The organism is Nonomuraea sp. NPDC049637, from assembly GCF_040675235.1.
In the GTDB taxonomy this organism is placed as follows: Bacteria; Actinomycetota; Actinomycetes; order Streptosporangiales; family Streptosporangiaceae; genus Nonomuraea.
This window is the reverse complement of record NZ_JBFAOM010000026.1, coordinates 89,417-103,512: the sequence shown is the minus strand read 5'-3', so window position 1 is coordinate 103,512 and position 14,096 is coordinate 89,417. Positions and strand designations below refer to the sequence as shown.

Here is a 14,096-nt window from a genome sequence, read left to right as displayed (position 1 = left end):
CGTCTAAAGATCATAGGCGGGGAAAGCGCACAGGGGATGACATGTGCACTCCGCTCGCGCGCGGCCTGACGACCGGCCTCGCGCGTACGCGAATGCAACCGAGCACAAGGGGGATCGTCCAGGTGCGCGCACTGGCACGCAGGGGGAAGTCGGCGATGGTCCGGTTGTACCGGGGGTACAACCGCCGCAAGGCACGCAACGCGCCGCCGCCGTCGACCGACCGCATCAGGATCCTGCTCCTGCATGCCAACGGCATGGGCGGGACGATCAGGACGGTGTTCAACCTGGCCGGTTACCTGGCCGAGAAGCACGACGTCGAGATCGTCAGCATCCTGAAGGAGGCCGAGGAGCCGTTCTTCCCGATCGACCCGCGGGTGCGCTTCCGCTTCCTGGACGACCGGCTCAAGCCGAGCCCCGATCCGCTGCGGGCGATGTTGTCGAAGTTCCCCAGCAAGCTGATCCCGCCGGAGGAGACGGCCTACCACCGCTTCACCCTGTGGACCGACTACAAGCTGGCCCGCTACATCCGCTCGCTCGACAGCGGCGTGCTCATGGCCACCCGTCCCGGGCTCAACCTGGCCATGGCGCAGTTAGCGCAGCCGGGCGTGATCACCATCGGGCAGGAGCACGTGGCCCTGCGCACCCAGGCCGAGCCGATGCAGAAGCTGATCAAGTGGCGGTACCGGCGGATGGACGCCCTGGTCACCCTCACCAAGGCCGACCTGCGCGACTACCGCAGCACGCTGCCGAAGAAGCCGAAGAAGCTGGCGCGCATCCCCAACGCCGTCCCGCCGATGAGCGGCGAGGTGTCCAGGCTGGACGCCAAGGTCGTCGTCGCCGTGGGCCGGATGACCCGGCTCAAGGGCTTCCACCGGCTGATCACCGCGTGGGAGACCGTCGCCGCCGCGCACCCCGACTGGAAGCTGCGCATCTTCGGCGCCGGGCCGCAGCAGGACAACCTGGCGGCGCAGATCGTCGAGGCCGGGCTCGAGGGCAAGGTGGAGCTGCCGGGGCCGACCAGCGACGTGGGGGCCGAGCTGGAGAAGGCGTCGATCTTCGTGCTCAGCTCCCGGCACGAGGGCTTCCCGATGACGATCCTGGAGGCCATGGCCAAGGGGCTGGCCATCGTCAGCTTCAACAGCCCGCACGGCCCCAAGGAGATGATCACCGACGAGGTGGACGGGCTGCTGGTCAAGCCGCGCACCAACGCCAACCTGGCGGCCGCGATCATGCGGGTCATCGAGGACGAGCCGCTGCGCCGGTCGCTGGCGGCGGCCGCGCTGGAGACGGCGCGCACGTACGACGTGAACGCGGTGGGCGAGAAGTGGGACGAGCTGCTGGCCGAACTGGTGGCCCGCCGCAACGGCACGTACGTCCGCCCGCTCCGCCCCGTCCCGGAAGCCGCCCCCGAAGCCGCCCCCGAAGCCACCCCGGAAGCCGCCACCGGACCCGGCGAGGCCGCCACGCCCGCCGAGGCCACCGAGCCGGCCGGCCCCCGGGCCTGACGGAACGGGCGTCACGTCGCCGAGCCGGACTTCCACCGGCTCGGCGAAGACGCGCGCCGGGGATCCCGAGCGGCCGTCATTGCCGCTTCACCGGTGCGGCGTGAACCGCCTGGTGTGGGTGATCAGTGACGGAAGCCTTCCTGTGTCAAATCCGGCGATGGCGGGAATTCTCTAGACAACTTCGCCCGCGGGAACCACGGAGGGCCGCTTGAGCACGAAGGTCGCCGTCGCGATCCTCGCCGGAGCCGTCATCGTCGTTTCCTTCGCCGGCAGCGCCAAGAGCCCCGCCGCCACCGCCGCCAGCCCCCTCAGCAACGCCAGCGGGACGTTGCCCGGCCTCGCCCCGATCCTGTCCGACGGCGACAAGGCCAGGGCGCGCGGCCTCATCGGCCGCTTACGCGTCAAGGGCCGCGGCCCCAACACCGGCTACGCCCGCAGCCGGTACGGCGAGAACTGGGCCGACACCGCCACCGGCGTCCCCTACGCCCGCAACGGCTGCCGCACCCGCGACGACCTGCTCGCCCGCGACGGCACCGGCGTCGAGTACCGGCCCGGGTCGAGCTGCGAGGTCGTCGCCATGGAGCTGACCGACCCCTACACCGGCCGGCTCATCTCCTGGCACAAGTCCGAGGCCGACGAGGTGCAGGTGGACCACGTGGTGCCGCTCAACTACGGGTGGCGCATGGGCGCGCCGCGCTGGCCGATGGCGAAACGCCTGGACTTCGCCAACGACCCGCTCAACCTGTTACCCGTCGACGGCCGCGCCAACGAGGAGAAGGACGCCTCCGGCCCGGCCGGCTGGCTGCCTCCCCAGCGCCGCGTCCGCTGCGCGTACGTCACCCGGTTCGCCCAGGTCGCGCTCAAGTACGACCTGCCCGTGACCAGGGCCGACAAGAACGCCATGCTCGCGCAGTGCCGCTAGCCCCGGGGCTCAGGGAAGAAGAATCCACCCTTCTGTGAACAAGAGGAGAAACGCTCGATTTCTCTTCTTGTGAGGATCAATGACGTTAGGCAAGGGACTGCTGGCAGCGGTCCTGGCAGGCACGCTGAGTGTGGGCGCGACCACGGGAACCCGCCCGGCCGACGCGGGCCAGGCAGCCCCCGGACAGCCGCGCCCCGGCACGACCGGGGGCGTGACGCTGCTGACCGGCGACCGTGTCGTGGTCACGGGCAGGAGCTTCCGGGTGGAGCCGGGTGCGGGCCGGGAGGTGTACTTCTCCTCCGGATACCGCGACGGGCATCTGTACGTCGTCCCGTCCGACGCCGGGCCCCTGGTCGCCCGGGGAGTGCTGGACGAGCGGCTGTTCGACGTCACCCAATTGCTCGCCTGGCGTTACGGCGACGCGGACACGCCCGACATCCCGCTGCTCACACAGTCGCCGGCGGGAACGGCCCCCGCGCTGCAGGGCTCCGCGACGACCCGGCGGCTGACCAGCCTGGGCATGACGGCGCAGCGGGTGGCCAAGAAGAGCGCCGGCGAGACGTGGCGGAGCCTGGTCGGCGGGGCGTCCACGCTGGCCGCGGGCAAGGGCAGGATCTGGCTGGACGGCCGGCGTTCGTACACCCTGGACCGCAGCACCCGGCAGATCGGCGCGACCGAGGCGTGGCAGCGGGGTCTCACCGGACAGGGCGTCACGGTCGCCGTGCTCGACAGCGGGTACGACCCCACGCATCCCGACCTGAAGGACGTGGTGACCCAGTCGCGAAACTTCTCCGACGAGCCCGACATCACTGACCGTCTCGGGCACGGCACGCACGTCACCTCGATCATCGCCGGCGCCGGCGAGAAGTACCGCGGCGTGGCGCCGGGAGCCCGCATCGCCTTCGGCAAGCTGGGCACGCAGATCAGCGACTCCGCGATCCTGGCCGGCATGGAGTGGGCCGCCACGGAGGTCAAGGCCAGAATCGTCAACATGAGTTTCGGCAGCCCCGACGAACCCGGCCTCGACCCCGTCGAACAGGCGGTGAACACCCTGTCGCAGAAGACGGGCGCCCTGTTCGTGGTGGCCGCGGGCAACGACGGCGGCGAGGGCACCGTGAACAGCCCCGGCAGCGCGGACGCCGCGCTGACCGTCGGCGCGGTGGACCGCTCCGACCAGTTGGCCGACTTCTCCAGCAGGGGCCCGCGCAGCGGCGACCACGCGGTCAAGCCGGACGTCACCGCCCCCGGCGTGGACATCGTGGCCGCCGCCGCGGCGGACACCGCCGACGGAACCCACGTGGCGATGAGCGGCACGTCGATGGCCGCCCCGCACGTGGCGGGAGCGGCGGCCATCCTCGCCCAGCGCCACCCCGGCTGGAGCGGGCAGCAGCTCAAGGCGGCGCTCGTCGGCAGCGCCCGGCCGACCGCCGGCGCCACGCCGTACCAGCAGGGCACCGGGCGGGTGGACGTGCCGCGCTCGCTGGACCAGGAGGTGATCGCCGCTCCCACCGGCGTGTGGGCCGCGTTCCCGTACGGGCAGCCGGGCGAGCGGCGGGCCACCGGGAAGATCACTTACACCAACGCCGGGACCGCGCCCGTCACCCTGGATCTCGCGACCGACTCGGACGTGCTCACGCTGTCGCCACAGCGGCTGGAGGTGCCCGCGGGCGGGCAGGCGTCGGCCACGGTGACGATCGACGCCGAGGGCGAGAGCCCCGGCGACCATCCGGGAATCGTCACCGCCACGGCCGGTGACACGGTGGTCCGCACCCCGGCCGGGGCGTACGTGGAGCCGGAGTCCTATGACGTCACGGTGGCCGTCCTGGGCAGGGACGGGGCCGCCGCCGAGGACGTGCAGGGCGTCGTCTACGACCAGGCGACCGGCGCGCAGCGCACCCTCGTCCTCCACGGCGGCACGGCCAGGATCAGGCTGCCGAAGGGACGTTGGAACCTCTACACCGAGATCGTCGGGAGGGCGGAGCACAGCCTGACGCTCGCACACCGGCCGTTCGAGGTCGGCGACGCCGACGTGTCGCTGACGGTCGACGGCCGCGAGGCGAAGCGGTTCACGTTCACGGTCGACGACCCCACTGCCGTCCCCGATCCCGCGTTCGCGCTCACCATGGTCAACGGCCCCTGGAACGCCACGATGGCCGCGTTCAACTTCCGCGGCGGCTTCCACGTCCTCCCGATGCGGCAACCGGGGTTCGCCTACCTGGCCCAGACCGTCTGGACCAAGAAGGACACGACGCCCAGCCCGTACCGCTACGACCTCGTGGACCGCCGTACGGACGGCTTCCCCGACGCGCCCGGGTACGCCGCGCGGACCCGGGACATGGTCAAGGCGAGCGAGACCTACCGCTCGGCCGTCCCGGGCGCCACCGGCACGCTGACCTCCGGGCCGGTGCCGCCCGGCGGCGCCCTTTCGGCGGGGCTGACCACCTGGGACATCCCGCTGCCGAGCGGCCTGACGCGGTACCTCACGCCGGGGTTGGCGTGGAACGACGAGTTCAGGGCGGGCGGCCTGACCGAGCTCGGCACCGGCCCGGTGCGCGACAGGAAGTTCACCCAGCTCTGGAACGCCGCGGTGACCGGCCCCTCGTTCGCCGCCACCGGCGGCAGCCGCACCGGCGACAGGCTCGACTTCCCCATCGACGGCATGTACACCAGCGGCGTCCCCGGCCGTACCGGCATGGACGAGACCGCGACCGGCACCCTCACCCTGACCGGGAACGGAAAGGAGATCGCCAGGACCGGCATCTCCGGCTGCACCCCCTACCCGGGCGCGAGGTGCGTGCTCACCGCCAGGCTGCCGGAGGCGGACACCGCCTACACGCTGACCGCCTCCTCCCGGCGGCCGGAGGCGGGGCTGTCCACGGGCGTCGACGCCGTCTGGACGTTCCGCTCCGCCCGTACGGCCAAGGCCCGGCCCCTGCCGCTGATGGCCGTGCGCTACGCACCGCAGGGCCTCGATGACGGCAACCGCGCCGAGCCGGGCTCGCGGACCACCGTGCCGATCCGGGTCGAGCGGGCTCCCGGCGCCCGAGCGGCGGCCGTCTCCTCGATCACGCTGGAGGCCTCCGCCGACGACGGGCGGACGTGGCGGCCGGTGCGCGTCCTGGCGACCGGATCGGGCTGGACGGCACGGCTGGACAACCCCACCACTCCGGGGTACGTCTCGCTGCGCGCCACCGTCACCGACCATGCGGGCGACGGCGTCACCCAGACCGTGACCCGCGCCTACGCCGTCGGCTGACGGCCGAGCCGCCGGTCAAGCGGGCGGACCGGGCACGGGCCGGGGCGTCCCCCCGGCCCGTGCCCGGTCGCGGGCAGACCTGCGATTACCGAGGGAGCCGGTCGGTCCACTCGGTGTCCACGGAGAAGAAGCCGGCGTTGAACGCCACGCTGCCGTCGTCGAGGATGACGAGGTCGGCGCGGACCACCCGGGCCTTGTCGGGATCGACGACCAGTTCGAGGTCGTCCTCACCGCCGTCGGGGTCGGGAAAGCGCAGATGCCGGCCGCCTTCGACCGCGCCCACGTCCACCAGCCCCGGTGTCGCGGCGAGCGCGCGGAACGCGGCCGAGCGCACCGCCGTGGGCGTCGGCAGGTCGGTGATCAGCGCGAGCAGGGTGAGGGTGGGATCGCCGCGGATCTCGGACGCGGACATGTTCGCCTCTTCGCCCTTGCGCGCGACGATCCACGCCTTCAGCGCCTCCGGGTCCGTCGGCAGCCCTTCGAGCTCCTCGAAGCTCACCTCGGCGCCCTTGAGGCTGAGCGTCCGCCCGGCCGGCGCCGGTACGACGGCGTCCGGGGGGCCGTCCGCCATGCCCCTGGTCCAGCGCCTGCCGTCGCGCCTGGTCCAGCTCTCCATCGGCGCACTGCCCGTCTCGAACCCCTTGTGCGTGACGTGCCAGTACGTCCCGGAGCCTTGAGGCGTGCGTTCCGCGGTGACGGCGGCCATGAGCAGGACCTCCTTGCCCGTGACCGACGCGCCGTCACTCGCGGGCGCCCCCGCGGTGAACACGACCGCCGCGGCGGATCCGGCGGCGGCGGCCAGGGCGGCTCCCGCGACGAACCAGCCCATGCGCCGGCGCGCCCGGCCCGACCGCGCCCGTCGCCTGAGACGCTCCCGGCCGCGCGCCACCGCCCCGGCGGACGGCTCCGGCTCGCCCAGCAGAGTGGCGATCTCGTCCAGGTCGTTCATGGGTGGGTCTCCTTGTCGGTGATGGCCTGGATCTTGGCGCGGGCCCGGCTGAGCCGCGACCCCACCGTGCCGAGGGAAATGCCGAGCGCCTGGGCGATCTCGTTGTAGCTGAGCTGGCCCAGCGCCAGGAGCAGCAGCACGTCACGCTCGCCGCCGTTCAGCGAGGCGAGCGCCATGGCCAGGTACGGCTGCGCGGTCGCGGCGGTGACGACCCGGTTCTCGTGCCCTTCCACGACCGGCACGGGGCCGAGCCGGGCCAGCACCAGGTACCGGCGGGCCTCCTTGTGACGATGCCGGGCCACCAGGTTCGTGGCGATGCCGAGCAGCCAGGGCCGCAGAGCACCTCTTTCCACCTCGAAGCGGTCACGCCGGTCGAACGCCAGCAGAAACGTCTCGGCGGCGATGTCCTCGGCCACCTGGGCGCCCAGGCGTCCGGCCACGTACCGGTAGACGTCATGGAAATACCGGTCGTACACGGCGGTGAACAGCTCAGGGTTCCGCCGGTAGCCGGCGACGAGGGCGGCGTCGGTCACCTGCTCGCCCACGTCGGCGGTCATGTGCCGGTCTCCGTCATGAGTGTGCCTTCCGGTGGGTGATCATTACTTTCACCCATCCTTCGCGGCGTACGCGGCTTTTCTTCCCGCGTGCCGGAAGGCGGCCACTCAGCAGGGGCGACCTAGCGCGGGTCCTCCCAGACGAAGCCGTGCTCGAACGTCTGCTCGGCCAGCGCCTTCTGCCCGGCGAGGTTGGGGTGGAAGAAGTCCCACTTGCTGACGTGGTCGAGCGTGAACGGGAAGGAGAAGATCGCGCCCTCGTCGGTGTCGCAGGAGGGCCCCATCGCCGCGCAGGCCAGCGCCGCCTCCCTGTTGTAGGCCATCACCCGCGCCCGCACCCGGGCCCGCCGCTCGACGTCGGCCTTCTTCACCGAGGCCGGGCCGGCCAGCATCGTCTGGCAGATCCTCCCGACGGTCCAGAACGTACGGGCCAGCGGGTTGCCCTTGCCGACCTGCCACAACCGCCGCAGATCGGGGACGCTGGCGATGAACACCCTGGCCTGCGGCATGCCGGCACGCAGGGCCGACAGCGCGGCGTCCATGCGCCGGCGGTAGAGCGCGACCGTCGTCATCTCCCGCTCGGTGCGCTTGCACGCGTCTTGGGCGCCTATGAGGATCGTCACATAATCGGCCTTCGCCGCGATCGCCTGGTTGACCTGACCGAGCAGGTCGGCGCTCGTGGAACCGGGCACCGCGAAGTTCTCCCGATGGAGCGTTCCAGCCAGGCCCCGCAGCCGGAGGTAGTGGCTGTCCACCTGCGCGTTGTCGCCGGCCGCCCAGGAGCGGGCCGCGCAGGAGACGTACCAGCCGCAGGCGTTGAAGCCCGTGGAGATCGAGTCGCCCAGCGCCGCCATCGTCTCAGGGACGGGCTGAGCTGCGACGACGGCCTGCGCGGGGCCCGAGACGGCCAGGACGAGGAGGGCGGTGACGACGGGGGACAGACGACCGATCATGGCCCCAAAGGTAGGGAGTCGATCATGGCCGCACCATGACCTTCAGGGGAGGTCTGCCATTTCGGGACCGTCTTCCTATCGCCGCTTGACAGTGCGTCCGCGACCTGGGCGCCCTCAATAAACGTCAAGATCCGGTTATTTCCTGGCTCGTGGGCAGTAACACCGCATTAACGGGGGTCCGAGTCGAACGTGTTCAGTTCCCGCATAGAGTGTCTTGAGTGAGTGTCGCGCTCGGAACAACCCGCCCGCTACCGGTTCGCACCACCCCTGTCGGCGACCCCGGTGACCTGCTGGCATCCCTCCCGAAGACGGCGCCCTACGCCTGGATCAGGAACGGCGAGGGCCTGGTGGGATGGGGCCAGGCCGCCCGCGTCGCCGTGCCGCCGGGCCCCGGCCGCTTCGCCTGGGCCCGCGAGTGGCTGCGCACCGTCCTCGGCGACGCACCCGCCGACGACGCCGGGCGCGCCCCCGGCTCCGGCTCCGGCCCCGTCGCCTTCGGCAGCTTCACCTTCGACGAGGACGCCCCCGGGTCCGTGCTCGTCGTCCCCCGCGCCGTGCTCGCCCGCCGCGGCGGCCGCGCCTGGCTCACCACCGTCGGCGAGGCCCCGCTGGAGACCTTCAGCCCCATCCGCGAGCCCGGCCGCATCAGCTACGGCGACGGCAGCCTCACCGCCCCCCAATGGGAGCACGTCGTCGCCCGAGCCGCCCGCCGCATCCGCGACGGCGAGCTGGAGAAGGTCGTGCTCGCCCGCGACCTGCTCGCCACCGCCGAGCACCCCATCGACGTGCGCCTGCTGCTGACCCGGCTGGCCCGGCGCTACCCCGAGTGCTACACCTTCTCCGTCGCCGGCCTCGTCGGCGCCACCCCCGAACTGCTCATCCGCCGCACCGGCCAGGAGATCGAGTCCCTCGTCCTGGCCGGCACCACCGCCCGCGGCACCGGCCCGGCCGACGACGTCGCCCGCGGCGCCGCGCTGTTCGCCTCCCAGAAGGACCGCCACGAGCACGAGTGCGCCATCGCCTCCGTGCGCCAGACCCTCGCCCCCCTCTGCTCCTCCCTGCACACCCCCGACGAGCCCGAACTCCTCGTGCTCCCCAACGTCCAGCACCTGGCCAGCCACGTCACCGGGCGGCTGGCCGACGGCGCGTCCGTGCTCGACGTGGTGGCCGCCATGCACCCCACCGCCGCCGTCGGCGGCACCCCGACCGACACCGCCATCAAGGTCATTCGCGAGCTGGAGGGCATGGACCGCGCCGGCTACGCGGGCCCCGTCGGCTGGATCGACGCCCACGGCGACGGCGAATGGGGCATCGCCCTGCGCTCGGGGCTGATCGAGGGCAACCGCGCCCGGCTGTTCGCCGGCGGCGGCATCATGGGCAACTCCGACCCGGCCGCCGAGCTGGCCGAGGCCCAGGCCAAGTTCCGCGTCATGCAGTACGCCCTGGAGGGCTGAGCGGCCTCAGCCGGGCACGTGCACGCCCTCGCCCACCTCGACGCGGGCCCGGCCGGCCGTCAGCGCGGCCACCCACTCGCCGAACGCCGCCACCTCGTCCTCCCCCACCGCCACCGAGAACGTCACCCCGGCCGCGTAGGTCACCTCGCGCAGCGCGTAGCGGGAGGCGCGCAGGTCGTTCTCCACCCGGCCGGCCTGGTCGTGGGCCACCGAGACGCTCACCAGCCTGGCCGGGACCATCCGCACCGGCTGCACCAGGTCGAGCGTCTCGGTCACCGCTCCCCCGTAGGCGCGCACCAGCCCGCCCGCGCCCAGCAGGACGCCGCCGAAATAGCGCGTGACCACCGCGACCACGTCGTTGAACCCCCGGCCGACCAACGCCTGGACCATCGGCGTGCCCGCCGTGCCGCCGGGCTCGCCGTCGTCGTCGCCCTTCTGCAGCCGCCCGCCGATCACGTACGCGGTGCAGTTGTGGGTGGCGCCGGCGTGCTCGCGGCGGCGGGCGGCGATGAAGGCGGCGGCCTCCTCGACGGTACGGGCGGGGGCCAGCGCGCAGACGAACCGGGAGCGGCGCACCTCGGTCTCGTGCTCGACGCCGGTCGCGAGGGTGAGGTACGACTGGGACACGCCCGCCAGGCTACCGCCTTTACGTTGTAGATTTCTGAGCGGGTGCACCGGGTTGAGCGCGATGCACGGGAGGCGGCCCTTCCCTGTGCAGGACGCCCATGATCGCGGCGCCGTCCCGCGCGTACGGTGCGGCGCATGACCTATCGCGTCGCCATGGACATCGGCGGCACCTTCACCGACGTCGTCTGCTACGACGAGCGCACGGGGGCCGTCACCGCCTCGAAGGCGCCCACCACGCCGGGGGACCTGGCCGAGGGCGTGTTCGCCGCGCTCGGCCGGGTCGTGGACGACCCCGCGGACATCTCCTTCTTCGTGCACGGCACCACGCAGGGACTGAACGCCCTGCTGGAGCGCAAGGGCGCGCGGGTGCTGCTGCTGGCGAGCCGGGGCGCCGGGGACGTCTACCGGATCGCCCGCGGCAACCGCGACCGCATGTTCGACCTGCGCTACCGCAAGCCGTCGCCGCTCGTGCCGCGTCAGGACGTCATGGAGGCCGGCGGCCGTCTCGACCACCGGGGCCGCGAGCTGGAGCCCCTCGACGAGGAGGCGGTGCGGCGGGCCGCGCGGCGCGCCCGCGAGGAGGGCTTCGACGCCGTCGCCGTGTGCCTGCTGTTCTCCTTCGCCGACCCCGCGCACGAGCTGCGCGCGGGCGAGATCCTGCGGGCCGAGCTGGGCGAGGACGTGCTCGTCGTGCTCTCGCACGAGGTCGCGCGGGAGTGGCGCGAGTACGAGCGCACCTCCTCGGCCGTGCTGGAGGCCTACACCGGGCCGGTCGTGCGCAGGTACCTGGCCAGGATCGAGCGGCGCTTCGCCGAGCGCGGCCTGTCGGTGCCGGTGCACGTGATGCAGTCGTCGGGCGGGCTGGTCAACGCCTCGTACGCGATGCGGCGGCCGTTGCAGACCCTGCTGTCGGGGCCGGTCGGCGGCACGATGGGCGGCGTCGCCGCGGCCCGCATGCTGGGCCGGGAGAACGCGATCTGCGTGGACATGGGCGGCACCTCCTTCGACGTCTCGCTCGTGGTGAACGGACGGCCCGACGTCAGCGCCGAGGCCCGCATCGAGGGCTACCCGGTGCTCATGCCCATCGTGAACCTGCACACCATCGGCGCGGGCGGCGGCTCGATCGCCTACGCCGAGGCGGGCGCGCTGCGCGTCGGCCCGGAGTCGGCCGGGGCCGTGCCGGGCCCGGCCTGCTACGGCCGGGGCGGCACCCGGCCCACCGTGACCGACGCGAACGTGGTGCTCGGCCGGGTGGACCCGGCCTGGTTCGCGGGCGGGCTGATGACGCTGGACGAGGAGGCGGCGGGCGCGGCCGTGGTCACGCTGGCGCGGGAGCTGGACCTGGACCCGCTGCGGCTGGCCGAGGGCGTGTGCGACGTGGCCAACGCCAAGATGGCCCAGGCGATCCGCACGCTGACGGTCGAGCACGGGGTGGAGCCGCGGGAGTTCGCGCTGGTCGCCTTCGGCGGCGCGGGCGCGATGCACGCCGTCTTCATCGCCCGCGAGCTGGGCATCTCCGAGGTGGTCGTGCCGCGCTTCCCGGGGGCGTTCTCGGCCTGGGGGATGCTGGAGGCGGACGTGCGGCGGGACCTGACGCACCCGTACTTCCGGCCGCAGGACACGCTCGACGGCGACGACCTGGCCGCGAACCTGGCGAGACTGGAGCGGGAGGCGCTGGAGGCGCTGGCCGGGCAGGGCGTCCCGGAGGAGCGGCGCCGGGTCGAGCACGCCGTGGACATGCGCTACGAGGGCCAGGACTACACGCTCACCGTCCCGCTGCGCGACGCCGCCGAGCCGGGCGAGCCGGGCTTCCTCGCCGCGGTCGCGGCCCGCTACGCCGAGGCCCACACCAGCCGGTACGGCCACGCCACCCCCGAGGCGCCGGTCGAGTTCGTCATGCTGCGCAGCACCGGGTTCGGCTCCTTCCCGCGCGCCGCCGCCGGGGCCGCCGAGCCGCGCGAGGAGACGTCCGGGAACGTCCGGGACGTGATCTTCGACGGGGTGGTGCACCGCACGCCCGTGTTGCGGCGGGCGGGCCTGTCCGGCTCGTTCGCCGGGCCCGCGATCGTGGTCGAGGAGACCGCGACCACGGTCATCCCGCCGGGCTGCCTGGCGGCCGTCGACGACAACGGTTTCCTCATCGTGAAGGTGGACGTCCAATGATCGACCCGATGATCGACGCGGTCACCACCGAGATCATCCGGTGTGCTCTGCTGCAGGCGGCCGAGGACATGAACACCACGCTGATCCGCAGCTCGTACACGCCGGTGATCTACGAGGCCAAGGACTGCGCGGTGGCGCTGCTCGACCGCGACCACAACGTGCTGGGGCAGTCGTCCGGCCTGCCGATCTTCCTGGGCAACCTGGAGGTGTGCACCCGCGAGACCGAGCGCATGTACGGCCGCGAGGTGTGGCAGGAGGGCGACGTGTGGGTGCTGAACGACTCCTACGTCGGCGGCACCCACCTCAACGACGTCACCGTCTACGGCCCGATCTTCGCCGGCGGCGAGCTGGCCGGGTTCGCCGCCTCCCGCGCCCACTGGCTGGACGTCGGCTCCAAGGACCCGGGCGGCTCGATGGACTCCACCTCGATCTTCCAGGAGGGCCTGCGGCTGGGCCCGGTGAAGGTGTACGCGGGCGGGCGGCCGTGCCGCGACCTGCACGAGGTGATCGCCCGCAACGTGCGCTTCCCGCACGCCACCCTCGGCGACATGCGGGCCCAGGTGAGCTGCGCGATGACCGGGCAGCGGCGGCTGCAGGAGATCGTCTCGCGCTGGGGCCTGGAGACGGTCATGGCCGCCCGGGACGAGATCTTCGCCCAGACCGAGCGCATGGAACGCCAGGCCATCGCCGCGATCCCCGACGGCGTGTACGAGGCGTCCGGCTTCCTCGACAACGACGGCGTCGACCTGGCCACGCCGCTGCCGGTGAACGTGCGCGTCACGGTGTCGGGCGAGTCGATGCACGTGGACCTGACCGACTGCGCCGACCAGGCCCGCGGGCCGGTCAACTGCGGCGCGGCGCAGGCCGTGGCGGCAGTGCGGGTGGGGTACAAGCTGCTGGTGTCGGGGGACGTGCCGCTCAACGGCGGCTCCTTCCGCCCGCTGAGCGTCGAGACCCGGCCGGGCTCGATGCTGGCCGCGCGGTCGCCGGCCGCCTGCCAGTACTACTACTCCCACCTCGGGCTGCTCATCGACCTGGTGGTCAAGGCGCTGGCCCCGGCGCTGCCGGGCAAGGCGGCGGCGGCCTCGTACGGGGACTCGATGATCGTGCAGTTCACCGGGACCGACCCGCGTACCGGGAAGTTGTACGTCTCCCAGGAGGCCACCGTCGGCGGCTGGGGGGCGTGGGAGGGCGGCGACGGCGAGTCGTGCCTGATCAACAACGTCAACGGCTCGCTGCGGGACATGCCGATCGAGGTGCTGGAGACGCTGTTCCCGGTCCGGGTGCGCCGGTACGAGGTGCGCCCGGACACCGGCGGCGCCGGTCAGTGGCGCGGCGGCAACGGCGTGGTGCGGGAGTACGAGTTCTGCGGCGACACCTCGTTGTCGTTGTGGTTCGAGCGCTCGGTCACGCCGGCGTGGGGGCTGGCCGGCGGCGCGGCGGGCACTCCCCCGCGGGTGACGCTCAACCCGGGCACGGCGGGCGAGCGCCGGATGCTCAAGGTCAACGCCCTGCCGGTGTCGGCCGGTGACGTGCTGCGCTGCGAGTCCGGCGGAGGCGGCGGCTACGGCCCGGCCGACCGCCGCTCCCCGCAGGCGCGCGCGGCCGACCTGGCCGAGGGCATGATCACGAACTGATCCGCATCCGACCGAAAATCGCACGGATTGTTCTCCGGTCTGTGAAGATGATCGACAACGCGGGGGCACGCGAAGC

The 14,096-nt window shown here is 72.8% G+C and carries 10 protein-coding genes; 6 read left to right on the top strand and 4 right to left on the bottom strand.

All coding sequences use genetic code 11. The features are described 5' to 3' along the window. Positions 1–122 precede the first annotated feature (122 nt). From AB0J71_RS31050 to AB0J71_RS31040, 3 genes are all read left to right on the top strand, one after another. Positions 123–1,505 (top strand): glycosyltransferase family 4 protein, encoded by a 1,383-nt coding sequence (locus AB0J71_RS31050; protein ID WP_364417294.1) that lies wholly within the window; start codon positions 123–125, stop codon positions 1,503–1,505. Positions 1,506–1,713: 208 nt separating this feature from the next. Further along, positions 1,714–2,427, top strand: a complete 714-nt coding sequence (locus tag AB0J71_RS31045; RefSeq protein WP_352328283.1) for an HNH endonuclease family protein — start codon at positions 1,714–1,716, stop codon at positions 2,425–2,427. Between the two features lie 79 nt (positions 2,428–2,506). After that, positions 2,507–5,683 carry a S8 family serine peptidase gene (locus tag AB0J71_RS31040; protein ID WP_364417292.1) on the top strand — a complete coding sequence of 1,059 codons (3,177 nt, stop codon included), beginning with the start codon at positions 2,507–2,509 and terminating at the stop codon, positions 5,681–5,683. Between the two features lie 85 nt (positions 5,684–5,768). Here AB0J71_RS31040 and AB0J71_RS31035 read toward each other — a convergent pair whose 3' ends face one another. The 3 genes from AB0J71_RS31035 to AB0J71_RS31025 all read right to left on the bottom strand — a co-directional run bounded on the left by AB0J71_RS31035 (position 5,769) and on the right by AB0J71_RS31025 (position 8,139). Continuing rightward, complete coding sequence (locus AB0J71_RS31035) at positions 5,769–6,632, bottom strand: CU044_5270 family protein (RefSeq protein ID WP_352329024.1); 864 nt, start codon at positions 6,630–6,632, stop codon at positions 5,769–5,771. After that, positions 6,629–7,189, bottom strand: coding sequence for an RNA polymerase sigma factor (locus AB0J71_RS31030; protein WP_364417290.1), 561 nt, complete (start codon positions 7,187–7,189; stop codon positions 6,629–6,631). Before AB0J71_RS31030 ends, AB0J71_RS31035 begins: the two co-directional genes overlap by 4 nt. Positions 7,190–7,308: 119 nt before the next feature. Beyond that, positions 7,309–8,139 carry a GDSL-type esterase/lipase family protein gene (locus tag AB0J71_RS31025; protein ID WP_364417288.1) on the bottom strand — a complete coding sequence of 277 codons (831 nt, stop codon included), beginning with the start codon at positions 8,137–8,139 and terminating at the stop codon, positions 7,309–7,311. Between the two features lie 218 nt (positions 8,140–8,357). On the opposite strand from AB0J71_RS31025, the gene AB0J71_RS31020 reads away from it, so the two are divergent. Further along, positions 8,358–9,593 (top strand): isochorismate synthase, encoded by a 1,236-nt coding sequence (locus AB0J71_RS31020; protein ID WP_352329030.1) that lies wholly within the window; start codon positions 8,358–8,360, stop codon positions 9,591–9,593. Between the two features lie 6 nt (positions 9,594–9,599). Here AB0J71_RS31020 and AB0J71_RS31015 read toward each other — a convergent pair whose 3' ends face one another. Beyond that, on the bottom strand, positions 9,600–10,220 hold the full coding sequence (locus tag AB0J71_RS31015) for a YigZ family protein (RefSeq protein ID WP_352329031.1): 621 nt from the start codon (positions 10,218–10,220) through the stop codon (positions 9,600–9,602). 135 nt (positions 10,221–10,355) lie between these two features. Between AB0J71_RS31015 and AB0J71_RS31010 the strand changes: the two genes are divergently transcribed. Together AB0J71_RS31010 and AB0J71_RS31005 are read left to right on the top strand one after the other, a co-directional pair. After that, a complete protein-coding gene (locus AB0J71_RS31010) occupies positions 10,356–12,383 on the top strand; it encodes a hydantoinase/oxoprolinase family protein (protein ID WP_364417286.1) in 2,028 nt (675 codons plus the stop codon). Next, complete coding sequence (locus AB0J71_RS31005; RefSeq protein ID WP_364417284.1) at positions 12,380–14,020, top strand: hydantoinase B/oxoprolinase family protein; 1,641 nt, start codon at positions 12,380–12,382, stop codon at positions 14,018–14,020. The genes AB0J71_RS31010 and AB0J71_RS31005 overlap by 4 nt, the downstream gene beginning before the upstream one ends. Positions 14,021–14,096 lie beyond the last annotated feature (76 nt).